Source organism: Arenimonas oryziterrae DSM 21050 = YC6267, assembly GCF_000420545.1.
In the GTDB taxonomy this organism is placed as follows: Bacteria; Pseudomonadota; Gammaproteobacteria; order Xanthomonadales; family Xanthomonadaceae; genus Arenimonas; species Arenimonas oryziterrae.
In genome coordinates, this window is sequence record NZ_ATVD01000006.1 from 1 (window position 1) to 22,983 (window position 22,983).

Annotated in this window: 19 protein-coding genes; 4 read left to right on the top strand and 15 right to left on the bottom strand. The window is 65.5% G+C overall.

Annotated features, from left to right (window positions below):
• The 6 genes from G467_RS0113045 to G467_RS0113070 form a co-directional block, all read right to left on the bottom strand.
• On the bottom strand, nt 1–1,723 hold a 1,723-nt coding region (locus G467_RS0113045), incomplete at its 3' end, for a beta strand repeat-containing protein (RefSeq protein ID WP_022970186.1).
• Between the two features lie 500 nt (nt 1,724–2,223).
• Entirely contained in the window at nt 2,224–3,714 is a 1,491-nt protein-coding gene (gene trpE / locus G467_RS0113050) for an anthranilate synthase component I (protein WP_022970187.1), read from the bottom strand.
• Between the two features lie 189 nt (nt 3,715–3,903).
• A complete protein-coding gene (gene rraA / locus G467_RS0113055; RefSeq protein ID WP_022970188.1) occupies nt 3,904–4,383 on the bottom strand; it encodes a ribonuclease E activity regulator RraA in 480 nt (159 codons plus the stop codon).
• A 40-nt stretch (nt 4,384–4,423) separates the two neighbouring features.
• The gene (gene rpe / locus G467_RS0113060) at nt 4,424–5,098 is read right to left on the bottom strand and encodes a ribulose-phosphate 3-epimerase (RefSeq protein ID WP_022970189.1); all 675 of its coding nucleotides are present in this window, start codon (nt 5,096–5,098) and stop codon (nt 4,424–4,426) included.
• Nucleotides 5,099–5,101: 3 nt separating this feature from the next.
• Nucleotides 5,102–5,458, bottom strand: a complete 357-nt coding sequence (locus G467_RS0113065; protein WP_022970190.1) for a J domain-containing protein — start codon at nt 5,456–5,458, stop codon at nt 5,102–5,104.
• Complete coding sequence (locus G467_RS0113070; protein WP_022970191.1) at nt 5,455–5,766, bottom strand: c-type cytochrome; 312 nt, start codon at nt 5,764–5,766, stop codon at nt 5,455–5,457. The genes G467_RS0113065 and G467_RS0113070 overlap by 4 nt, the downstream gene beginning before the upstream one ends.
• A 76-nt stretch (nt 5,767–5,842) precedes the next feature.
• Between G467_RS0113070 and G467_RS0113075 the strand changes: the two genes are divergently transcribed.
• Genes G467_RS0113075 through G467_RS16835 form a run of 3 tightly spaced genes read left to right on the top strand, consistent with a single transcriptional unit; the run spans nt 5,843 to nt 8,135 of the window.
• Complete coding sequence (locus G467_RS0113075; RefSeq protein ID WP_022970192.1) at nt 5,843–6,739, top strand: phosphoribosylaminoimidazolesuccinocarboxamide synthase; 897 nt, start codon at nt 5,843–5,845, stop codon at nt 6,737–6,739.
• 30 nt (nt 6,740–6,769) lie between these two features.
• Nucleotides 6,770–7,234: an Mpo1 family 2-hydroxy fatty acid dioxygenase gene (locus tag G467_RS0113080; protein ID WP_022970193.1), complete on the top strand. Its 465-nt coding sequence runs from the start codon at nt 6,770–6,772 to the stop codon at nt 7,232–7,234.
• On the top strand, nt 7,224–8,135 hold the full coding sequence (locus G467_RS16835; protein WP_022970194.1) for a DMT family transporter: 912 nt from the start codon (nt 7,224–7,226) through the stop codon (nt 8,133–8,135). Before G467_RS0113080 ends, G467_RS16835 begins: the two co-directional genes overlap by 11 nt.
• 80 nt (nt 8,136–8,215) lie before the next feature.
• On the opposite strand, the gene G467_RS16840 is transcribed toward G467_RS16835, so the two are convergent.
• The 9 genes from G467_RS16840 to aceF form a co-directional block, all read right to left on the bottom strand.
• Nucleotides 8,216–10,768, bottom strand: a complete 2,553-nt coding sequence (locus G467_RS16840) for an efflux RND transporter permease subunit (protein WP_022970195.1) — start codon at nt 10,766–10,768, stop codon at nt 8,216–8,218.
• A 10-nt stretch (nt 10,769–10,778) separates the two neighbouring features.
• A complete protein-coding gene (locus tag G467_RS0113095; protein WP_022970196.1) occupies nt 10,779–11,936 on the bottom strand; it encodes a WD40/YVTN/BNR-like repeat-containing protein in 1,158 nt (385 codons plus the stop codon).
• A gap of 81 nt (nt 11,937–12,017) precedes the next feature.
• Nucleotides 12,018–13,382, bottom strand: coding sequence for a DUF1329 domain-containing protein (locus tag G467_RS0113100; RefSeq protein WP_022970197.1), 1,365 nt, complete (start codon nt 13,380–13,382; stop codon nt 12,018–12,020).
• A 20-nt stretch (nt 13,383–13,402) separates the two neighbouring features.
• Nucleotides 13,403–15,505, bottom strand: coding sequence for a DUF1302 domain-containing protein (locus G467_RS16845; RefSeq protein WP_033397914.1), 2,103 nt, complete (start codon nt 15,503–15,505; stop codon nt 13,403–13,405).
• Nucleotides 15,506–15,772: 267 nt separating this feature from the next.
• Nucleotides 15,773–16,618, bottom strand: coding sequence for an SDR family oxidoreductase (locus tag G467_RS0113110; protein WP_022970199.1), 846 nt, complete (start codon nt 16,616–16,618; stop codon nt 15,773–15,775).
• Nucleotides 16,615–17,820 (bottom strand): Na+/H+ antiporter NhaA, encoded by a 1,206-nt coding sequence (gene nhaA, locus G467_RS0113115; RefSeq protein WP_022970200.1) that lies wholly within the window; start codon nt 17,818–17,820, stop codon nt 16,615–16,617. The genes G467_RS0113110 and nhaA overlap by 4 nt, the downstream gene beginning before the upstream one ends.
• A 1-nt stretch (nt 17,821) precedes the next feature.
• Entirely contained in the window at nt 17,822–18,775 is a 954-nt protein-coding gene (locus G467_RS0113120) for a sodium:calcium antiporter (RefSeq protein ID WP_022970201.1), read from the bottom strand.
• Nucleotides 18,776–18,795: 20 nt separating this feature from the next.
• Nucleotides 18,796–20,577 carry a dihydrolipoyl dehydrogenase gene (gene lpdA / locus G467_RS0113125; RefSeq protein ID WP_022970202.1) on the bottom strand — a complete coding sequence of 594 codons (1,782 nt, stop codon included), beginning with the start codon at nt 20,575–20,577 and terminating at the stop codon, nt 18,796–18,798.
• A gap of 9 nt (nt 20,578–20,586) precedes the next feature.
• A complete protein-coding gene (gene aceF, locus G467_RS16850; protein ID WP_245559081.1) occupies nt 20,587–22,131 on the bottom strand; it encodes a dihydrolipoyllysine-residue acetyltransferase in 1,545 nt (514 codons plus the stop codon).
• Here aceF and G467_RS0113135 point away from each other — a divergent pair.
• Complete coding sequence (locus G467_RS0113135; RefSeq protein WP_022970204.1) at nt 22,084–22,977, top strand: ABC transporter ATP-binding protein; 894 nt, start codon at nt 22,084–22,086, stop codon at nt 22,975–22,977. The genes aceF and G467_RS0113135 overlap by 48 nt on opposite strands.
• Nucleotides 22,978–22,983: the final 6 nt, after the last annotated feature.

The following is a 22,983-nucleotide window of genomic DNA, read 5'->3' on the forward strand; positions in this document are numbered from 1 at the left end:
TATTGATGTTGCCGCTGCCCGAGGCTGCACCGCAGGCCGTGGTGACGGAGCCCGTGCCCGCCGTCGTAACCGCACAGGTCCAGGCACCGATCGTCAGACCGGCCGGCGCCGTATCAACCACCGTGGCGGCCGTGACATCAGACGGACCATTGTTCGTGACAACAATCGTGTAGCTCGTCGCACCGCCGGCGTTGACCGAGGCCGCGCCGTCCGTCTTCGTCACCGAAAGATCGGCAACGGGCGTGACGTTGTTGGTGTCGGTCGCCGAGTTGTTACCCGGCGTCGGATCCGTCGTGCCGGCCGGGACTGCGACCGTCACCGTGTTCGCGATCGTGCCCGTGGCCGTGCCAGCCACAGTGGCTGCAACGGTGTAGGTGATGACGCCGCCGCTGCGCAGCGTCGCCGTCGTATTGATGTTGCCGCTGCCCGAGGCTGCGCCACAGGCCGTGGTGACGGAGCCCGTGCCCGCGGTCGTGACCGCGCACGTCCACGCGCCAATCGTCAGTCCGGCGGGCGCCGTATCAACCACCGTAGCGGCCGTGACATCGGACGGACCGTTGTTCGTGACAACAATCGTGTAACTGGTCGCGCCGCCGGCATTGACCGAGGCCGCGCCGTCGGTCTTCGTCACCGAGAGATCAGCAACAGGCGTGACGTTGTTGGTGTCGGTCGCCGAGTTGTTGGCCGGCGTCGGATCCGTCGTGCCGGCCGGAGCCGTCACGGTCGCCGTGTTCGCGATCGTGCCCGTCGCCGTACCGGCAACGGTAGCCGCGACCGTATAAGTAACGACACCACCGTTGCGCAGCGTTGCCGTCGTATTGATGTTGCCCGAGCCCGAGGCTGCGCCACAGGCCGTAGTCACAGAACCCACACCCGCGGTCGTGACCGCGCAGGTCCATGCGCCAATCGTCAGACCCGCCGGAGCGGTATCGACAATCGTAGCGGCGGTGACGTCAGACGGACCGTTGTTCGTGACAACGAGGGTGTAACTCGTCGCGCCGCCCGCGTTGACCGAGGCCGCGCCATCGGTCTTGGTGATCGCAAGGTTCGCGACCGGCGTGACGGTGTTGGTGTCCGTCGCGCTGTTGTTGCCAGGCGTCGGATCGGTGGTGCCCGCCGGGACCGCCACGGTCACGGTGTTGGGGATACTGCCCGTGGCCGAACCGGCGACGGTGGCCGCGACGGTATAGGTGATCACGCCACCATTGCGCAGCGTCGCGGTGGTGTTGATGTTGCCCGAGCCCGACGCCGCACCGCAGGCCGTGGTGACCGTGCCGGTGCCCGCCGTCGTGACCGCGCAGGTCCACGCACCGATCGTCAGGCCCGCCGGGGCCGTATCGACAATGGTCGCCGCCGTAACGTCGGACGGACCGTTGTTGGTGACGACGATCGTGTAAGTGGTGGTGCCGCCCGCGTTGACCGCGGCGACGCCGTCGGTCTTGGTGACCGCGAGGTTCGCGGACGGGGTGACGGTGTCGGTGTCGCTCGCCGAGTTGTTGGCGGGGGTCGGGTCGGTGATGCCGGCCGGGGCAGCAATGGTCGCCGTATTGGTGACGGAGGTCTGGGCGACTGCCAGCGTGCTGCCCAGCAGCAACGCCAAGCCGAAGAGGCTCGCGATCCAGGGGCTGCGCTTGGCAACCTTCCCTTCTTCACGCTCCCCAAAAGCGCCAATCCACAGGTGCGACAAAGCACCCGGCGTACGGCCGACGTTGTTGCCCAGCATCCAATTCCCCTTATCGGCAGGTAAGTCCCGGGCACAGAACCGCCCAAAAGCCTGCCGCGAACCGAAACAGCTTTAGTTTTAACTAATAGAAGGAAACGCTAGGCAAAGGCCGCATCCGGGCGAAAAGTGGCAAAAAGTGACTGCCTTCGCCGAAAAATCAAATGCTGCCGATGTTCTGGCACCGATCCGGAGACCCCTCCGAACCAGCGATCAGAAAAATATGATGCGCGTCACAGTTTTCACCCGATCTGGGCGCCCCATCACGCAACTACGAGGCGAATCACCGGATTGGATGCAAACCTGACCTAGGCGTATGCAATGGCCGTGCCATAACGTCTTCACACTCGCCTTGGCGGCGAACCGCAGGGTCTGCGTGATGGCAACACGCGGCGGCCGGCCCCAACGCCTGGTCACAAACTGCGCAATATGATCGCCGAAAATGTGATCCAAAGCACGACCGCTCATTCCGGCCGAGGCACCACCGGTCGCCGGACCGCCGGTTATAACCCGCTCGCGGCCTGAGCGACGGCGCGGAAAAGCGCCCTGCCCTTGTTCATCGTCTCGTCCCATTCCTTCGCGGGATCGGAGTCGTAGACGATGCCTGCGCCGGCCTGCACGTGAAGACGGCCGTCCTGGATGACCGCCGTGCGGATGGCGATGGCCGTGTCGGCGTCGCCCCACCAGCCCAGGTACCCGACGGCGCCGGAATAGATGTTGCGTTTGACCGGCTCGAGTTCGCGAATGACTTCCAGGGCGCGGATCTTCGGCGCCCCGCTGACCGTGCCGGCCGGAAAGGTCGCCTTGATCACGTCGGCAAAGCTCATGCCCGCCTGCAGCTTGCCCTGCACCTCGCTGACGATGTGCATGACGTGCGAATAGCGCTCGATGATGAACCGGTCCGGCACCTGCACGCTGCCGGCCTGGGCGACGCGGCCGACATCGTTGCGGCCCAGGTCGATAAGCATCAGATGTTCGGCACGTTCCTTCGGATCGGCGAGCAGTTCGGCTTCGAGCGCGATGTCTTCCTCTTGCGTCGCACCGCGCGGACGCGTGCCGGCGATCGGACGCACGGTGACGTCGCCGCCCTGCAGGCGCACCAGGATCTCCGGCGAACTGCCGACCACCTGGGTGCCGTCGAGATCGAGGAAGTACATGTAAGGCGAGGGATTCAACGCACGCAAGGCGCGATACACATCGACCGGACGCGCGCGGAACGGTACCGACATGCGCTGGCTGAGCACCACCTGGAATACGTCGCCGGCGCGGATGTACTCTTTTGCCGTCTCGACCGCGGCGATGAATCCCTCGCGCGTGAAGCCGGAAACGAAATCCTCTTCCTTGAGCAGGGACGGATCGAGCACATCGGGATAGCTGCGGCCGGAATGGCGCAGGCGATACACCAGCTCGTCGAGGCGGCGAACGGCTTTGGAATACGCCTGCGGCACGCCCGGATCGGCATGCACCACCAGGTAGAGGCGACCTTTGAGATTGTCGAAGACGGCTACTTCTTCGGACAACATCAGCAAGGCATCGGGCGTGCCGAGCTGGTCGGGTTTTTCCGAGCCGTCGGGCATCGGTCCGTCCAGGCGCGGTTCGATCCAGCCGATCGTCTCGAAACCGAAGTAGCCGACCAGACCGCCGGTGAAGGCCGGCAGGCCGGGAATGCGCGGCACGACAAAACTCTCACGCAGGCGATCGACCTCGGCGAGCGGGTCGGCGAGTTCGCGCGTCTCGGTGATCTCGCCGTGCTCGCGCACTTCCAGCGTGTGACCGCGGAAGGAATAGATGCGCTGGGCCGGCAGACCGATGATCGAATAACGACCCCAGGTCTCGCCGCCTTCGACGGACTCGAACAGATAGGTGTGCGGGCCATCGGCCAGCTTGAGATAGACCGACAGCGGCGTGTCGAGGTCGGACAGAACTTCGCGCACGACCGGAATACGGTTGTGGCCGGCGGCGGCGAGCTGTCGGAATTCTTCGGCTGAAATCACGGGTATGTCCGTAGCGAGGTGCGGGAGGCAGCGGACGGCGCCGCCGGTTCAAAGCCATCCACCTCGCCACGGAGGGGACGCGTCAGATCAACGCCATCCTCGCCAGGTGCGGCGGCGTGCGGCGATGGCGCGTGTGGGCGTCGGGATCATGGCCGGACTTTAACAACATCGGTCCAGGTTGGGAACGCGTCAGGTCAGCGGGCTGGCGCTGACGACGATGCCGTCTTCGTCGGCGTACAGCCAATCGCCGGGGTGGATATCGGTGCCGCCGAGGCGTACCACGACGTTGCGCAGGCCCTGGCCGAGCTTCTCGGTCTTGCGCGGAGAGGTGCCGATGGCCTTCACGCCCAAGGGCAGCGCCGCGATGGCCGCACTGTCACGCACGCTGCCAAAAATCACCAGACCCGACCAGCCGTTCTTGACCGCCATCTCGGCCAGTTGGTCGCCCAGCATCGCGCGCCGCAGGGAACCACCGGCGTCGACCACGAGCACGCGGCCATCGCCGGCCTCCATCAGGGCTTCCCGCACCTTGGAGTTGTCCTCGAACGCGAGCAGCGTGCTGACCTTGCCGTGGAAGGCGACGTTGCCGCCGAAATCATGGAACTGTTCTTCGACGACGCGCGCGAGATCGCCGTGGTCGTCGCAAAGATCGGTGGTGCGCGGGGTCATGGCCGTTCCTTGGGCGGGGTGGTCGCCAGCGAGCTGGCTCCTACGGGGTTGCGGTGGCGACGGCGGCGCGCATGCGCCGAATCACGTCGGCATAGTCGGGCGCGTTGAAGATCGCCGAGCCGGCAACGAAAGTGTCGGCGCCCGCGGCGGCGATTTGCGCGATGTTGTCGGCTTTCACGCCGCCGTCGATCTCCAGGCGGATGTCGCGGCCGCTGGCGTCGATCATGCGGCGCACCGCGCGCAACTTGTCGAGCGCCGAAGGAATGAAGCTTTGCCCGCCGAAGCCGGGATTGACCGACATGATCAGCACCAGGTCGAGCTCGTCGAGCACATGCTCGAGATGCGTGAGCGGCGTCGCCGGATTGAACACCAGACCAGCTTTGCACCCCTGCGCCTTGATCAGCTGGATCGTGCGGTGCACATGCTCGCTCGCCTCGGGATGGAAACTGATCAGCGACGCGCCGGCCTTGACGAAATCGGGAACGATGCGATCGACCGGCTTCACCATCAGGTGCACGTCGATCGGTGCCGTCACGCCGTGCTTGCGCAGCGCCTCGCAGACCAGCGGACCGATGGTGAGGTTAGGCACGTAATGATTGTCCATCACGTCGAAGTGCACCCAATCAGCACCGGCCTTGAGCACATTGTCGACTTCCTCGCCGAGTCGGGCGAAGTTCGCGGAAAGAATGGACGGGGCGATCAGGCACTTCGACATGGCTCAGCCTTTGCGTCGTTGCTGCTGGATGGTTTCGTAGGCGGCGTTGATCTCGCGGGCACGCGTTTCAGCGAGATCGCGGATCTCCCGCGCGGCATTGGCCACGCGATCGGGATGGTATTCGGAAATGTGGCGGCGGAAGGCCTGCTCGACCTCCTCGTCGCTGGCCGAGGGCAGCAAGCCCAGGACCGCGTACGGGTCGACCGGTGGCGACGCGGGCGGCGGCGGATTGTCCGCGCGCGCGCGAAACAGACCCAGGTCGAACAGATGGCCGACGATCAGGCCCAGCACCATGAACTGTACGCGCCGGGTCAGCAGCCCCAACAGAAATCCGATCGCCTTGCCGCGCCAGGGCGTCATGGCCGGGATCCCGGTGCGCGCTGCTGCGCGTACCAGCGCGCCAGCGCGGCGATATCGCGCGGCTGCAGGGTGTTGGCGATCGTGTTCATCGGTACGGCCTGCCGACGGCCCTGGCGATAGGCCGTGAGCGCGTTGACCAGATAGGTTTCGTCCTGCCCCGCCAGATGCGGCGTGCCCGCGATGCGGCTGCGGCCGTCCTCACCATGGCAGGCGACGCACTGGCCCAGTTTCGCCGGCCGCGCGGGCGCCGCAGCCAGGGCCGCCGTGGGCAGTATCAGCAATGCGGCCGCGACCAGGAAACGATGCATGGCTGCGATTCTACCAGCCGCCCCGCGGGGACGGCCGGTTACAATGGCGGCCTGACGCAATGCCTCCGGATCGCCCGTGACCACCACCCTGCACACTTCGAACCTGCCTGGTCTGCCCCTGCTCCATCGCGGCAAGGTTCGCGATGTTTACGGCCTGCCCGATCAGCGTCTGTTGATGGTCGCGAGCGACCGCCTGTCGGCCTTCGACGTCGTGCTGCCCGATCCGATTCCGGGCAAGGGCGAGATGCTGTGCCAGATCTCGAATTTCTGGTTCGCCAAGACCGCGCACCTGATCCCGAACCACCTCACGCACGAACCGGTCGCGAGCGTGTTGCCCGCCGGCACCGACGCGGCGCTGTACACGCAGCGCAGTGTGGTGACCAAGAAACTCAAGCCCGTGCCGGTCGAAGCGATCGCGCGCGGCTACATCATCGGCAGCGGCTGGAAGGACTACCAGAAGACCGGCGAGATCTGCGGCATCGCCCTGCCCGCCGGCCTGCGCCAGGCCGAGCAGTTGCCGACGCCGATTTTCACACCCTCGACCAAGGCAGCGGTCGGCGATCACGACGAAAACGTGAGCTTCGATGCGATCGTCGCGCAGATTGGCGGCGACCTTGCCGAACAGGTACGCGCCGCCACGCTGAAAATCTACGATTTCGCGGCGCGCTATGCCGCCGGTCGCGGCATCCTCATCGCCGATACCAAACTCGAATTCGGTCTCGACGAGAACGGCGTGCTGCACGTCATGGACGAGATGCTGACGCCCGACTCCTCGCGCTTCTGGCCGGCGGATTCATATGCGGTCGGCATCAGCCCACCCAGCTACGACAAACAGTATGTGCGCGACTATCTGGAAACGCTGGACTGGAACAAGACCGCGCCCGGACCGAGCGTTCCTTCCGACGTCATCGCCGCCACGCGCGCGAAGTACGCCGAGGCGCTGCTGCGCCTCGCCGACATCCGCATCGACTGATCTCTGCACCGACCCGAGGAGCAACGCACCATGCGCAGCGCCGATTCCCTGCTCGACCAGTACGCCAGCGATCACCAGAACGCGTCCAATCAGTGGATCCACCTGATCTGCGTGCCGGCGATCCTGTGGTCGGTGACCGCCTTGCTGTGGTGCATTCCGGTGCCGACGAGCTATTTCAATCCCGGCACCTGGTGCGGCCTGGCGATGTTCGCCGCCTTCTCCTACTACTGGCAGCTGTCGAAGAATCTCGCGATCGGTTCGCTGCTGTGTTTTGTGGCGATCGGCTTCCTCAATCGCTGGATCATGGACCACTACGGTCTGCGCCTGCTGCTGCAATTGGGTATCAGCGTGTTCATCGTGGCCTGGATCGGACAATTCATCGGCCACAAGATCGAAGGCAAGCGACCGAGCTTCTTCACCGATCTGGTCTATCTGCTGATCGGCCCGATGTGGACGCTGGACAAGCTCTACCGCCGGATCGGCATTGGCCGCTGATCACCGCGCGGGGCTCGGCGGTCGGGATCTGTTGCTGGTCGGACTGATCTGCGTCGCCTGGGCAGGGAATTTCCTTACCTCCAAGCTCGCGCTCGCCGAGCTGCCGCCGCTGTTGTTCACGGCGCTGCGTCTGGGCGTGCTTGCGATCGCGCTGGTCGGATTTCTCGAGCGTCCGCCGGCGGGGCAATGGCCGCGCCTGATCGCGGTCGCGCTTTGCAATGGCGTGCTGCATTTCGGTTTGAGTTTCTGGTCGCTGAAGCTGTCGACGACGATCGCATCGCCGGCGATCGTCATGCAAAGCTACGTGCCGATGGCGACTCTGCTGGCCTGGTGGCTGCTGGGTGAGCGCTTCCACTGGCGCACGGGCGCAGCGATCGCACTAAGTTTCGCGGGCGTCCTGGTGCTGGGCTTCGATCCGACCGTCCTGCAAAACCCGGCGGCGCTGAGCCTGATGCTGGTTTCGGCTTTGTTCCTGGGCCTGGGCACGGTCCTGCTACGCGGACTCAAGGGCATGGGGCCGGTCAGCCAGCAAGGTTGGGCGGCGTTGATCGGCGTGGGTCCGCTGCTCGCGTGGAGTGCGCTCGCCGAACCCGGCGGCCTTGAGATCGCGCGACATGCCAGTGGGGTCGCGTGGTTCGGCGTCGCCTACGCCGCCCTCGTCGCCTCGCTGGTCGGACACGGCATCTACTACGTGCTCATGCAGCGTCATCCGGTCGCCCAGGTCACGCCGTATCTGCTCGCGACGCCGCTCATTGCGACCGTGCTCGGCATCGTCGTCATGGACGACCGGGTCGGCCCGCGTCTATGGTTGGGCGGCGCGATGGTCCTGGGCGGCGTGCTCGTGATCGGTCTGCGCAATCTCGCCAAATCCCGCCAGCCGCCACCGGCCAGCGAACTGTAGTCGTCTCGCCGACGTAGCCGCGAACACCCGAGGAAAAAGAAAACGGGCCGAAGCCCGTTTTCTCTCATGCGTTGAGCCGGTCAGACCTGCTCTTGTCCGTCGAGTTCGACGTGCGGCTTCCAGACGTCTTTCTCGCCCGGACGCAGCAGCCAGCGGCACAGTGCTGGCAGGAAGATGATCGCGGCGATCATGTTCACGATGAACATGAAGGTCAGCATGATGCCCATGTCCGCCTGGAACTTCAGGTCGGAGAACATCCACATCGCCACACCGGCAGCCAGCGTGAACGCCGTGTAGAAGATCGCGATGCCGGTCGTCTTGAGCGCGATGAAGTACGACTCGCTCAGCGTCTTGCCCGAGTTCATCGCCTCGCGCATGCGCGCGAAGATATAGATGCCGTAGTCGACACCAATGCCCACGCCGAGCGCGACCACGCACAGCGTGTTGATCTTCATGCCGATGCCGAGTTGCACCATCAGCGAATGGCCCAGCTCCGTGACCAGCACCAACGGCAGCAGGATGCACAGGGCTGCGCGCGGACTGCGGAAACTGATCAGGCACATCACGAACACCGCGCCGTACAGCAGATAGAGAATGAAGTGTTCCTTCTCACGCACGGTGTCGTTGATCGCCGCCATTACGCCGACGTTGCCGGTCGCCAGACGCAGGTTGACCTGGTCGCTGTGGAAGCTCGGATCCGCAGCGGCCTTGGCGGCGAGCTGCTTCTGCAAGTTGCCGGGCACGAAGGCCTGGTTCTCGACACGGAATTTCTTCGCCGCCGCGACCACGCGGTCGATCGTCGTGGCCTGGTGATCGGAGGTGAAGATCGTCACCGGAATCGCACTGCAGTCGGCATTGAGCAGACCCGAGTCGGTCTCGAAGCTCTGCGTGGCTTGACGCAGCGTGTCCGGATCGCGAGGCAGCACGCGCCAGCGCACCGAACCGTCGTTCCAGCCGGCGTTGACGATCTTGGCCGCGAGCGGCAGCGTCATCACCTGTTCCACGCCCTGCACGTTCTGCATGTGCCAGGCGAAACGATCGATCGTCTCCATCGCCGGATAGCTGCTCGTGCAGGCGCCCGGGGCGGCTTCGGCGATCACGCTGAGGATATCCACGCCCAACGAGAACTTGCTGCTGATGACGCCAGCGTCGATGTTGTAGCGCGCGTCGGCTTTCAGTTCGGCCACGCCCTTCTGGGCATCGCCGACCATCACGCGGTTGCCGTACTGCCAGGCGAAGAACCAGACCACCAGGCCGACCACGATCACGCCCATCGCGGCCGACGGCCGGCTGAGCTTGGCCAGGGCCAGCCAGATCTTGTCGAACTGGGTCAGCTGGCGCAGGCGGAATTCGCGCTTGCGGTCGAGATTGCGCAGCTTGGTGTAGCTCAACAGCACCGGCAGCAGGATCAGGTCGGTGAGGATCGTGATCGCGACGCCGATCGTGGCGGTGATCGCGAGTTCCTTGATCATCTGGATCGGAATGAACCAGATCGCACCGAAACCGATGCAGCCGGCCAGCAGGGCCACCGTACCGGGAACGAGCAGCATGCGGAACGACAGGCGTGCGGCTTCGAGCGGCGGCAGCGCATCTTTGGCGCGCAGGCGCAGCTCTTCCACGCTGCCCTCTTCCAACCCGCCGAAGAAGATCTCGCCGCGGAAGCGGTTGATCATCTGCTCGCCGTGACTGACTGCGATCGCGAATATGAGGAAGGGCGTGAGCATGTTCATCGGATCAATGCCGAAGCCCATGAGCTTGAGCGCGCCAAGCATCCAGGTCACCGAAATCAGCGCCGACAGCACGGTCAGGCTGGCCAGCTTCACCGACGAGGAATACAGGAACAGCAGCAACCAGGTGAAGGCGATGGTGATCGCGAAGAACTTGACCACCGACAGCGCGCCATCGGTGATGTCGCCGACCATCTTGGCGAAACCGATGATGTGCACGCAGACGCCCTTGGCGCCAGGCACGGGCTTGCCCTGCTCGGCGGCGCGGCACGAGGCCGGGTCGGTTTCGTACTTCGTGCGGATCGCCTCGAGCTGGTGGCCGATGTCCTGGTAGTTCAACGGCTTGACGCCGGCGTTCTCGGGAATCAGGTCGGCCCAGATCATCGCGCCGGAATAGTCCTTGGCGACGAAACGGCCGACGATGTTGGCCTTGACGATGTTGCCGCGGATCGTTTCGAACTGTTCGGGCGCGGCGACGAAGCCGGCGGTGTTGGGCGAGAAGTCCTGCGGAATCACGTTGCCGCCCGCGAGACCGTCCTCGACGACCTCGATGAAACGCACGTTCGGCGTGAACAGCGAGCGCACGCGCGCATCGTCGGTCGCATCGAGGTTGATCACGTCGTTGGTGACGTGCTCGAGCGTGCCCATGAACTGCTGGTCGAACATGTTGCCGTCTTTGGCCATGACCGCGACCAAGACGCGGTTGGCACCGCCGAAGTCCTGTTCGTAGTCCAGGAACGTCTGCATGTATTCGTGCTGCAGCGGAATCTGCTTCTTGAAGCCGGCATCGACCTTGAGCTGATAGGCCATGATGGCCATCAGCACGGTGATGGCCGCGAACACCACCAGCACGACCGGGCGCGCGCCGAAGACGATTTTTTCTGCGAAGCGACTGAAAGCGCTCATGGTGACTCCATCACTTCGGAAGGTAGAGATCGGCACCCTTGTCGCCGATCAGAACGTATTGACCGCTCTCGGCCGCTTGCACGCCGGCCAGCACGGGGATTTCCCCGAGCTTGTTGGCGAAGGTCGCCGCGACGAACGGCGAGTTGCCGTCCTTGCGCGTCAACACCAGGCCGTTCGCGCCGACGAGCACCGCGCCGCCGTTGGCGAGCGGCTGGCCGCCGAGCAGGGAGGCCTTGCCGCCGGTTTCGACCTTGCGCCAGGTGTTGCCCAGATCGTCGGATTCGTAGGCGTTGCCGCGCAGGCCGAACACCAGGATGTGGTCGCCGCCGCCGGGCCAGGACATTACGCCGAACATCGAGCCTTGATACGGGAAGCGACCTTTGCTCCAGGTCGCGCCCCCATCGGTGGAACGCAGGAAGGTGCCGCGCTCGCCGACGATGACCATCGCACCGGAATCGGTGCGCGCGATCGCGTTGAAATGCGGATCGGCCTCGTCGCTGAGTGCAAGCTGGTCGCTGCTAAAGGTCCAGTCGTCGCCCTGGGGCTTGGCCGCCGCCGCGGGCGCTGCACTGCCCAGCGACACTTTCTGCGGCGTCCAGGTGACGCCGGCATCGTGCGTGACCAGCAGCAGGCTGTAGGCGCCGACAGCAATGCCGTTGCTGGCGTCGGTGAACATCAGATCGAGTACCGGCACGCCGTGCGTCGGATCCTGGTCATCGGCCGACCACGGCGCGACGCGTTGCCGCTGCCAGGTCTGGCCACCGTCGGCCGAGTGCACGATCACGCCGTCGTGGCCGCCGGCCCAGAGCTGGCCGTCGGCACTGGCGATTGCGGTCAATGCCGAACGCGTCGGCACCTTGAGTTGTGTCCAGGTCTTGCCGTCATCGCCGGAGGTCAGCGCGTGACCGCGCTCTCCGACGGCGAACAGGCCCGAACTCGTGCGCGTGATGTCCAGCAGCAGCGCGCGGCTCGCGCGCGGCTCAATCTCGGCGTCGAGAATCGCCGGGTCGTTCTTGGCGATCGCCGGCGCGGGCGTCGCCGCAGCATCGGCAGGCGCAGCCTCGGCCGCGGCCGGATCGGCGGCGGGCGTCTGCGCAAAAAGGGGAAGGGTCAGGGCTACCAGCAAGGCGCCAGCGAGGCGCGTGCTGCGAGGGTGAAGCGGGGGCATAGATTTCTCCCGGGGGGCCACGGCACGCACGGGGCCCGGAAAGCAGCCGCGCCCAGGAAGGGCGCGGCTGGTGTGGCTTGATTAACGAACGCCGCTATCGCGCAGGTTTTGTGGCGAGTAGTCGGCGGGAGTGCTCTGGAAGCTGAAATCACGCGGCTTGTCCTGGTTGTCCAGGAGGCCGGAGATGTAACGACCCGACTTCAGGTCGTAATGGGTTTCCAGCGTGGTCCACAGCGTCGGCACTTCGTAGTAGTTGATCGGAAGCGCTTCCGAGTAACGCCACAACTTACCCTGGCCGTCGTAGTGGTCGACCATCACGATCTGCCAGCTGTCTTCGTCCAGATAGAACGTGCGACGGCTGTTGATGTGACGCTGGCCGGCCTTGAGCTTGGCTTCGACGACCCACACGCGATGCAGCTCGTAACGGATGTAGTCGGGGTTGATGTGACCCGGGCGAACCAGATCGCTGACCTTGGTGCTGCTCGCATCGGCTTTGTAGTCGTTGTACGGGATGAGCATTTCCTTCTTGCCCACCAGCGTCCAGCTGAAGCGATCCATCGCGCCGTTGAACATGTCGGTCATGTCGTTGGTGCGCAGGCCGTCGGACGCGGTACCCGGATTGTCGTAAGCGACGTTCGGGGCGCGACGCACGCGACGCTGACCGGGGTTGTACACCCAGGCCTGACGCGGCTGCGCCTTGGCGTTCAAGGTTTCATGGACCAGCAGCACGCCGCCGGCCAGACGCGCCGGAGCCAGGACGTCCTGCTTGAAGTACAGCAGTGCGTTGTTGATCGACTCGGACGTGTTGCCGGGCTTGTAGTACAGACCCAGGATTTCTTCCTGCAGGCGCACCAGCGTGTACGCACCACCGGCGGTCGGCGCCGCCTGGTTGGAGTAGCTGCGCACCGACAGGCCCTTGTACTTCAGCTTGTGGTTCCAGATCGCCTCGTAGGCATTGTTCGGGATCGGGAACGGGAAGCCCTCGGCGCAACCCTGGATGCCTTCGCCATCGGCGATGAGCTTGCAGGAGGTCGCGTTCTTCTTGGTGAAGTCGTAGGTGCGCTGCGGGAACGAAGCACTGCGACGGCTCGGATACACGTCCATGCGGAAGGACTTGTAACGACCGAACATCGCCTTCTGGCCTTCCGACAAACGATCGGCGTACTGGCCGAAGTTCGCCGGTGTCACCTGGAACAGAACCTTGTCCGAGGCGTAGGGATCGATGTGCGACTGGCCGATCTTGTAACCCGCCGGCGGACGCGTGATGCCGCCTTCCCAGGCCGGGATCGTGCCGGCGGCATTGCCGGCCTTTTCCGAACCCATCGGGGTGAGACGGCCGCCGAGCTGGCCGGCCTTCTCGGCGGTGGTGTTCGCCGAAGCGATACCTGCCGTCAGCACTGCGGCGCTGGCGAGTGTCGCCAGCGCAGTTTTCTTGATCAATTTCATCGTCTGCCCTCCCTAATGGCTCAGAACGAATACTTGACGGTGAAAGAAGCGAAATCGCGGTCGGCGATCTGGTTGTACGGCTTGCCACCGAAGAAGCTGGTGTAGCTGATGTCGAACACGAGCTTGTTCAGATAGTTGGCCTCGACACCCAGAGTGCCCGATTTGCGACCCTCGAGGAAGTTGCCGCCCGGGCCCGGGGTGATGCCGTTGACGTCATGATTGAACGCGACGCGTGGCGACAGCGTGACCGGGGTACCGAAGACGCTGTTGTAGTCGGCCTTGGCCGCCACGCGATAGCCCCACGAGAACTGCGTCGGGAAACCACCGGTCAGCTTCTGCGGGTTGCGCAGGCAGGAGAACTGGAGGAAGCCGGCCGGACCCGCGGCGGCGACGCCGGAGACATCGCAGCCACCACCGGTATCGGTGCCTTCACCTTCGTAACGCAGTTCGCTTTGCGGCGGCAGATCCCACACTTCGGTCGCGCCGACTTCACCCACGAGGGCGATCTGGTCGGAACCCAGCGCCTGGCCGAAGGCCTTGGTGAAGGTCATCTGCAGCTGCGAGACCTTGTGACGGCGCCAGCCACGCACGGTCTGACCGGACGTGAAGTTGCCGAGCTGGCTGCCGAAATACAGCGCCGGCGGCGTGGCCGGGTTCAGCGCCAGGATCTGGTTGACCGGGGTCAGCGCGGCGAACAGCAATTCGACGTCGTCGACCTGCAGCGGCATGTTCGGACGGTGGCTGATTTCACCCTGCCAGGCGACACCGCCCGGGAGCGTGGTGTTCCAGCTGATGCCGTACATCTGGATGTCTTCAGGGAACTCGACGTAGTAATTCGCGTACGCCGCCGGCGAACGACCCGCACCCAGCTGCGCCGGGGTGATGCTCGTGGCGGTGCCCGACAGCAGCGGCAGGCGGCTGTGGTAGTTCAGGAAGTAGAACGCGAAGTCGGTGTTGCCCCAGTTCTCGGCGAACCAGTGCAGGGCGATGCCGTACTGGCCGGTGTCCGGCGCATTGCGGTTCGGGCCACGGGCGACGGCGTTGCCGCAACCGATGGTGATGATCTGCGCGGCCGCGGCCGAGGCGGCAGCAGCCACCTTGGGGAACGGCGCCGGGATCAGAGCCGGATTGGCCGTGTACATCGCAACGAGCTGCGCATAACGGTCGCTGTTGACGACGCCGCCGGGGCCGGTCTGGCAGGTGGCGCTATACAGCTCGGGATTGAAGACCGGCTGCGGCGTGGTGCCGAAGCCCAGCATCACGTAGGTACCGCCCGGCGACGCGAAGTCGTTCGAGCTGAAGTAGGTGCCCGACGGATCGATTTCGACTTCTTCGAACTCGAGCATGTACAGGGCTTCGACCGACAGGTTCTCGGTGAAGCTGAAAGAGCCCCACAGCATGTCGATCGGCTGGAAGGCTTCCTTCAGTTCCGAACCGGCAACGCGCAGCTTGGACACGTCGATCGGGTTGATGACGTTGATGCCGTTCTGGATGAAGGTGCTCTCGCCCCAGCTCACGACCTGGCGGCCGATGCGGAAGCTGCCCTTGTGATCGCCGATGGTGAAGTCGTGATAGATGAACGCGTCGAGCAGACGGAAGTCCTTGCCTACCTTCTCCTGCGCGGCCTTGGTCAGGTCCGTGCGGTCGGTGTTGTCGACGTCATAGAAGTAGGTCGCGCGGGTGAACGCACCCCAGTCGCGGTATTTCAGGCTCAGCTCGGAGGTGACCTTGAAGGCGTTCGAGAACGCGTCGCCCTCGTCCCACTTCACGTCGCCGTCGTCGCGGTTGGCCGAGAAGCGGCCGCGGGCGGCGATCTGCGCGGCCGAACCCGGCACGCCGCCGGTCGACGCGCAACGACCCAGGTTGCCGGGCGGAATCGCGGCCAGCGGGAAGTTCTGCGAGCAGAGCGCCGGATCGAAGTAGGACTTGCCGATGAGGCCGTCGTTCGGCGCTTCGGTGCGGACCGAGATGCCGTAGGAGACGGTGGTGTCGAGGCTGCCGGTCAGTTCACCCTTCCCGAACTCGAAGGCCTGCGCGGCCGGGGCGGTGAGCAGGGCAACGGCGACGGCTGCAGCCAAGGGAGCACGGGCGAGCAGCCCGCGCAGAGGTTGTTGGGATTTCATTGCTTCAGATCCTCATCAGGGCAAACGTTCTGGGCGACATGGAGCTGTGCCATCCGGGGCGATGGACAGCAATTGGAATGATGGTCAGCCGAGCAGGCTGGATGCATCGAAAACTCCCCGGGTTTTGACGCTCTACTCTAACCCCATCTTAAAAGTCCGTTATGCCAAGAAGCAATGCTCCGGCGTACGGAAAACAAAATTCTTTTCCATGCTGCGTTGCAGCAAGCCGCTTCCAGACATCGACCCGACCCGCGTCCAGCGCAGAATTCAGGGATCGAACGACCGTAAATGCAGGCCCAGCGCCTGTTCGACGGGGTGCCGGTCGGCGATCTGGTCGCGCCCGAGTCGGGCCAGGAAGCCGGCGCCGCTCATCGGCAGACGCCCCGTCACCGCCGCCAGACGGATCAGGACCGCGAACACCGGCGCGGGCAACCGCCATATCCGGCAGCCGGGCACTTGCCGGACCAAAGCGCGACGCACCATCTCGTCGAACCGCAGCACTTCGCCGCCCGGCAAGTCATAGGCGTACCCGGCGCTGGCCGGCGTGTCCAGGCAGCGCAGCACGGCCTCGGCGATATCGGCCGCGTGCACCGGTTGCCGATGCCCCAGGCCCGAGCGCGGCAGGGGCACGACGCCCCAGCGCCGGCCAAAGGCGATCAGCACGGAAAGACTGCGGTCCTGACCCAGGCCATAGATCAGGGTCGGACGCAGGACCGTCACGGCGGCGCCGGTGAGCGCGGCCGTCTTGAACAGTCTGTCTTCTGCGAGCGCCAAGCGTTCGGCGACATCGCGTTCGGCCGGATCGGGCGAGTCGTGCTTGAAGTGCCGGCTCGTGGAACCGAGCGCGACCACACGCAAGGGCCCGGTGTGTGCGGGAGCCACACGCTGGAACCATTCCGCGAACGCATCCAGCGGACCGAGGCTGAGGATCGTGTCGAGGTCGGCGGACAGAATCGGCGTGGACGGCAGGTCCGCCTGTTGCCAGTCCAGTCCCGGTTCGTCGGCGCGCGTCCGGCGCGAGACCGCAACGACCGGCACGCCGCGCGCCAGCAATCCCACACGCAGGGCCTGCCCCACCTGCCCGGTGAGACCGAAGACGAGCACGCGACTCATGACGGGTCCGACGGCAAGGATTTCCACAGCCACGCATAACCCAGCACTGCCGCCAGCAGCGATCCCGACAGGATGCCGACCCGATTGAGAACGAGCAGATCGGCCTGCCCGGCCTCAAAGGCCAGCGAACCGATGAACAGACTCATCGTGAAACCGATGCCGCAGAGGATCGACATGCCGTACAGCATCGACCAGCTCACCTCGGCAGGGCGCTTGGCCAGACCCAAACCGATCAGCGCGACGGCCGTGCCGAAGATGCCGACCTGCTTGCCGACGACCAGACCCAGCGCGATACCCAGCGGCACCGGTTCGGCGAGACTGCCCAGACTCAGGCCCGCCAGGGGCACGCCGGCATTGGCGAACGCGAACAACGGCAGGATGCCGTAGGCGATCCACGGATGCAGGGCATGTTCCAGCGTCTCCAGCGGACGCACCGCCGCGTCGCGCGCCGAGGCCAAGGGAATCGTCATGCCCAGGGCCACGCCCGCGAGCGTGGCATGCACGCCGGATTTGAGCAGCGCGACCCACAGCACCGCACCGATCAGCAGATACGGCGCCAGGCGCGTCACGCCCCGGCGATTGATCGCGACCAGCGCGAACAGGGCCAGGCCGACGATCGCCAGGGCGGCGAGCGAAAGTTGCTCGGTGTAGAAGATCGCGATGATCAGGATCGCGCCGAGATCGTCGGCCACGGCGATCGCGGTCAGCAACAGTTTCAGCGCGACCGGCACGCGCGACCCGAGCAGGGACAGCACGCCGAGCGCAAACGCGATATCGGTCGCGGCCGGAATCGCCACGCCGCGCATCGCGCCGGCATCGCCGTGGTTGATCAGCGCATACACCGCCATCGGCACGAGCATGCCGCCGAGCGCACAGGCGACCGGCAAGGTGATCTGGCGGCGATCGGCGAACTGCCCTTCGAGAATTTCGCGCTTGAGCTCCAGGCCCACGAGCAGGAAAAAGATCGCCATCAGCCCGTCGTTGATCCAGAGCAGCAAGGGCTTGTGCAGATCCAACGCGCCCACACGCAACTGCACGGGCAGATCGAACAGCGCGTGATAGGACGCGGCGAGCGGCGAGTTCGCCGCGATCAGCGCCAGCACCGCCGCAAGCACCAGCACGATGCCGCCGGCCGATTCCAGACGCAGGAATTCCAGCAGGGCCTGCCGGGCGCGCTGCACCGGCGCGGTCAGGTCGGGCATGTCATCGCCAGGCCAGCAGCAGTTCGAAGCCGACCCACAGACCGAACAGCACGATCAGGATGCCGCCCTCGCGTCGGCTGATACGCAGATCGCCGCCCATGATCGGATACAGGGCGAGCACGAAGGCCATCGCGGCGGGCAATTCCAGCGCCACGAACGACGCGGGAATCGCCACCGGCTGCCACAGCGCCATGCCGCCGACGACGAACAGCAGATTGAACAGGCTCGCGCCGAGCACCTGACCGGCGACGACATTCGCGTGACCCTGCCGCGCGGCCATAACCGCCGTCACCACTTCCGGCAAGGCCGTGCCGATGGCGACCACGGTCAAACCGGTGAGCAGGGAACCGAAACCGAGCGCCAGGCCGAGCGCCGGCGCGCTTTCGACGACGAACCGCCCGCCGAAGAACAGGACGACGCCCGCGAGGACGACCCGGATGAGGTTCTGCGTCAGTCCCGTGCGCGTCTGCGCGTAGTCGGCGAGTTCGGCCTGCACCTCGCTGCCCTCGGCCGCGCCGCGCGCGAAATAGTGCACGAGCAGGCCGACGAACCCGGCCAGCAGCACGCCGCCCTCCCAACGTGCGATCGCGCCGTCGAGCGAGAACAGCAGCACGGCGACCGTGGCCACCAGCAGGAACACGATCTGTCCGGCAAGCACACGCATGTGGATGAATAACGGCGCGGCGAGCGCAGCGATCGCGAGGGTCAGGCCGATGTTGACGATATTGCTGCCGACCGCATTGCCCAGCGCCAGATCGGTCTGCCCGTGGCTGACCGCATAGGCATTGACCGCGAGTTCGGGCACCGAGGTCACGAAGGCCAGCAACAGGAGGCCGGCCTTGAACGGCGACCAGCCCAGTCGCTGCGCCAGACCGGAGGCGCCCTTGGCGAGGGAATCGCCGCCGAACAACAGCAGCACCAGACCCAGCACGAACCATCCGACGGTGCTCAACATGCGGGCGACCCCTTCGCGGTTTATTTCTTCTTGGGAATATACAGGTCCGTGATGCTGCCTTCGAAAACTTCCGCCGCCATGCCCACCGACTCGCTGAGCGTGGGATGCGGATGGATCGTGTGGCCGATGTCGCCCGCCTCGCAGCCCATCTCGATCGCGAGCGCGACCTCGGTGATCAGATCGCCGGCATGCACGCCGACGATGCCGCCGCCGATGATGCGGTGGCTGGCCTCGTCGAAGATCAGCTTGGTGAAGCCTTCGGTGCGACCCAGGCCGATCGCGCGGCCGGAGGCCGCCCACGGGAACTTCGCGACGCCCACGGCCAGGCCTTTGGCCTTGGCTTCGGTTTCGGTGACGCCGACCCAGGCCACTTCGGGATTGGTATAGGCGACGGAGGGAATTACGCGTGCGACCCACTCGCGTTTTTCGCCGGCGGCGACTTCCGCGGCGAGCTTGCCCTCGTGCGTGGCCTTGTGCGCGAGCATCGGCTGACCGATGAGATCGCCGATCGCGAAGATGTGCGGCACGTTCGTGCGCATCTGCCGGTCGACCGCGATGAACCCGCGATCGCTGACCTGCACGCCGGCGTTTTCCGCGCCGATCTTGCCGCCGTTCGGCGAGCGGCCAACCGAGACCAGGACGCGGTCGTATTTCGTGTTCGCCGGCGCCTTGTCGCCTTCGAAGCTCGCGTGCAGGGCATCTTTCTTCGCCTCGACCTTGGCGACCTTGGTCGCCAGGTGCACGGCGACGCCGCGCTTTTTCAACAGGTCAGCCAGCGGTTTGACCAGGTCCGGGTCGGTACCCGGCATGAGCTGCGGCATGAATTCGACCACGGTCACCGTGCTGCCGAGCGCAGAGTACACGCAGGCCATTTCCAGACCGATGATGCCGCCGCCGACGACCAGCAGCTGCTTGGGAATGTCGGCCAGCAACAGGGCGTCGGTCGAATCCATCACCCGCGCATCGTCCCAGGGGAAGCCGGGCAATTTCACCGGCTGCGAGCCGGCGGCGATGATGCATTGCCCGAAGCGCAGGAGCTTTTTTCCTTCGGCCGTTTCGATTTCGATTTCATTGGCCGACACGAACTGGCCCTTGCCGGTGACCGTGCGTACCTTGCGTGCCTTGGCCATGCCGGCGAGTCCGCCGGTAAGCTGGCCGACGACCTTGTCCTTGTGCGCGCGCAGTTTGTCGAGGTCGATCTTCGCCGCGCCGAAACTCACGCCGTAGTCGGCCGCGTGTTTGGCTTCTTCGATGACTTCGGCCGCATGCAGCAGGGCCTTCGACGGAATGCAGCCCACGTTGAGGCAGACACCGCCGAGCTGCGCATAACGCTCGATGAGCACGACATCCAGACCCAGGTCGGCCGCGCGGAACGCCGCCGTGTAACCACCGGGACCGGCGCCGAGCACGACGAGCTGACATTCGATGTCGGCCTTCCGACTTCCCTCTCCCCTCGGGAGAGGGGCTGGGGGTGAGGGCGTCCCACTGGCCGGAGATTTCGCAATGGACGCGCCCTCACCCTCGGTCCCTCTCCCTGGGGGAGAGGGAGGAGATGCGGCGGCGTCGGCCGATTCCAGGATCGCGATGACCTGTCCTTCCGACACTTCGTCGCCGATTTTCACTTTCAGTTCTTTCAGCACGCCGGCCGCGGTCGACGGCACTTCCATCGTCGCCTTGTCCGATTCCAGCGTGACCAGACCCTGATCCTTGCGGATCGTCTCGCCCGGTTTGACCAGCAGTTCGATCACCGGCACGGCTTTCATGCCGCCGATGTCGGGCACCTTGATCTCGATCGTCGTCATCGTGCGTCCTTAGACCAGCAGCCGGCGCAGATCGCCCAGCACCTGTGCCAGATAGGCGGTGAACCGCGCCGCGGCCGCGCCGTCGATGACGCGATGGTCGTAACTCAGCGACAGCGGCAGCATCAGGCGCGGCGCGAACTCGCTGCCGCTCCAGACCGGTCGCGTCTGCGATTTCGACACGCCCAGGATCGCCACTTCCGGCGCGTTGATGATCGGCGTGAACGCCGTTCCACCGATGCCGCCGAGCGAGGAGATCGAGAAGCAACCGCCCTGCATGTCGGCCGGGCCGAGCTTTTTGTCGCGCGCCTTGGCGCTGATCGCCGCCAGTTCCGCCGACAGCTCCAGCAACCCTTTGGTCTCGCAATCGCGCAGCACCGGCACCACCAGGCCATCGGGCGTGTCCACCGCGATGCCGATGTGGAAATACTTCTTGAGCACGAGGTTGTCGCCGTCGAGCGAGGCGTTGAACTGCGGATACTTCTTCAGGGCCGCGACCACGGCCTTGATCAGGAACACCAGCGGCGTGACCTTCACGTCTTTCTGTTCTTCGCCGAGCTTCTTGCGGAACGCTTCCATCTCGGTGATGTCGGCCTCGTCGAATTGCGTGACGTGCGGAATCATCGCCCAGTTGCGCGCGAGGTTGGCGCCGGAAATCTTCTTGATGCGCGACAGCGGCTGCGCTTCGATCGCGCCGAACTTCGCGAAATCGACCTGCGGCCAGGGCAGCAGGTTCAAGCCACCACCGCCACCACCACCCGCGGCGACCGCGCCGCCAGCAAGGGCATTCTTGACGAAGCCCTGCACGTCTTCCTTGCTGATGCGACCACCGCGTTCGCTGCCGGTGACGCGCGCAAGGTCGACGCCGAGTTCGCGCGCGAACACGCGCACGGCCGGGCTCGCATAAGGCACCTTGTCGGGCAGCAGCGCTTCGGCATCGAACGCGACCGGCGGACTGCGCGTGGCCGTCGGCGCGGCGGCGACCGGTGCCGCAGCAGCGACCACCGGTGGCGCCGCGACCGGCTTGGCCGGTTCGGGGGCGGCCGCGACAGGTGTCGCCGGCGCCGGAGCGGCAGAGGCCGTCACCTCGGACGCCTCGATGATCGCGACCAGCGCGCCTTCGCCGACTTCATCGCCGATCTTGAGCTTGAGCTCGCGCACGACGCCGGCGAACGGCGCCGGCACTTCCATGGTCGCCTTGTCCGATTCGAGCGTGACCAGGCCTTGGTCCTTCTTGACCACATCGCCGACCTTCACCAGCAACTCGATGACCGGCACGTCCTTGCTGCCGCCGATATCGGGTACGCGCGCTTCTTTGAGCTCTGCCATGGGAATCCCGCTTCCTGCCTTGCGTGAGGCGGCTATTGTGGCCCGAGACGCGGTCGCGGCCAAATGACGCGCGGCCCCGTCGCCCTTCGCCGCCGCATGGAATGCGGGCCGGACTCCTCCTGTGGCGTATCTGGCCCTAGACTCCGACCTTCCGTTCACAGCCCCGACCCCGGAGTCCGCGTGCTTACCATCCGAGCCCTCAGCAAGACCTACTCCAATGGCGTGCACGCCCTGGATAACGTGAACCTGGACATCCCGCGCGGCATGTTCGGTCTGCTCGGACCCAATGGCGCGGGCAAGTCCTCGCTGATGCGCACGCTGGCGACCTTGCAGGAGGCCGATGCCGGCACGGTGGAGTTCGACGCCGCCGACGGCAGCAAGATCGACGTGCTGCGGGACAAGGAAGCGGTGCGGCGCCAACTGGGCTACCTGCCGCAGGATTTTGGCGTGTATCCGAAAGTCAGCGCCGAGGATCTGCTCGAACACTTCGCGGTGCTCAAGGGCCTGACCCAGCGCCGCCACCGCCGGGAAGTCGTCGACGGCCTGCTGCAGCAGGTCAACCTGTGGGACGCGCGCAAACGCAAACTCGGCACGTTCTCCGGCGGCATGCGCCAGCGTTTCGGCATCGCCCAGGCCCTGCTCGGCAATCCACGCCTGGTCATCGTCGATGAGCCGACGGCGGGCCTGGATCCGGAAGAACGCAACCGCTTCCTCAACCTGCTCGCCGAGATCGGCGAGAACGTGGCGGTGATCCTGTCCACGCACATCGTCGAGGACGTCACCGATCTGTGCCCGCGCATGGCGATCATGAACAAGGGCCAGGTCCTGCTCACCGGCGAGCCCACCGCGGCGATCGACGCACTCAAGGAACAGGTCTGGCGCAAGCAGGTCAGCAAAGCCGCCCTGCCCGACTACGAAGCGCGGTACACCGTGCTGTCGACACGCCTGGTCGGCGGCCAGCCGGTCATCCATATTTTCAGCGAAAGCTCCCCGGAAGAAGGTTTCGAGCGCATCGCGCCGGATCTGGAAGACGTCTACTTCCAGCGCCTGCGTCAGCACGCGCGTGCGGCCTGACGGAGC

Bases quoted from the DNA above. Each gene is read 5' to 3' on its own strand.
- G467_RS16840 (WP_022970195.1), bottom strand. From the start codon at position 10,768: ATGAGCGCTTTCAGTCGCTTCGCAGAAAAAATCGTCTTCGGCGCGCGC.
- lpdA (WP_022970202.1), bottom strand. From the start codon at position 20,577: ATGACGACGATCGAGATCAAGGTGCCCGACATCGGCGGCATGAAAGCC.
- rraA (WP_022970188.1), bottom strand. From the start codon at position 4,383: ATGACCCCGCGCACCACCGATCTTTGCGACGACCACGGCGATCTCGCG.
- G467_RS0113110 (WP_022970199.1), bottom strand. From the start codon at position 16,618: ATGAGTCGCGTGCTCGTCTTCGGTCTCACCGGGCAGGTGGGGCAGGCC.
- G467_RS16845 (WP_033397914.1), bottom strand. From the start codon at position 15,505: ATGAAATCCCAACAACCTCTGCGCGGGCTGCTCGCCCGTGCTCCCTTG.
- G467_RS0113065 (WP_022970190.1), bottom strand. From the start codon at position 5,458: ATGACGCCCTGGCGCGGCAAGGCGATCGGATTTCTGTTGGGGCTGCTG.
- G467_RS0113080 (WP_022970193.1), top strand. From the start codon at position 6,770: ATGCGCAGCGCCGATTCCCTGCTCGACCAGTACGCCAGCGATCACCAG.
- rpe (WP_022970189.1), bottom strand. From the start codon at position 5,098: ATGTCGAAGTGCCTGATCGCCCCGTCCATTCTTTCCGCGAACTTCGCC.
- G467_RS0113100 (WP_022970197.1), bottom strand. From the start codon at position 13,382: ATGAAATTGATCAAGAAAACTGCGCTGGCGACACTCGCCAGCGCCGCA.
- nhaA (WP_022970200.1), bottom strand. From the start codon at position 17,820: ATGCCCGACCTGACCGCGCCGGTGCAGCGCGCCCGGCAGGCCCTGCTG.
- G467_RS0113070 (WP_022970191.1), bottom strand. From the start codon at position 5,766: ATGCATCGTTTCCTGGTCGCGGCCGCATTGCTGATACTGCCCACGGCG.
- G467_RS0113095 (WP_022970196.1), bottom strand. From the start codon at position 11,936: ATGCCCCCGCTTCACCCTCGCAGCACGCGCCTCGCTGGCGCCTTGCTG.
- G467_RS0113120 (WP_022970201.1), bottom strand. From the start codon at position 18,775: ATGTTGAGCACCGTCGGATGGTTCGTGCTGGGTCTGGTGCTGCTGTTG.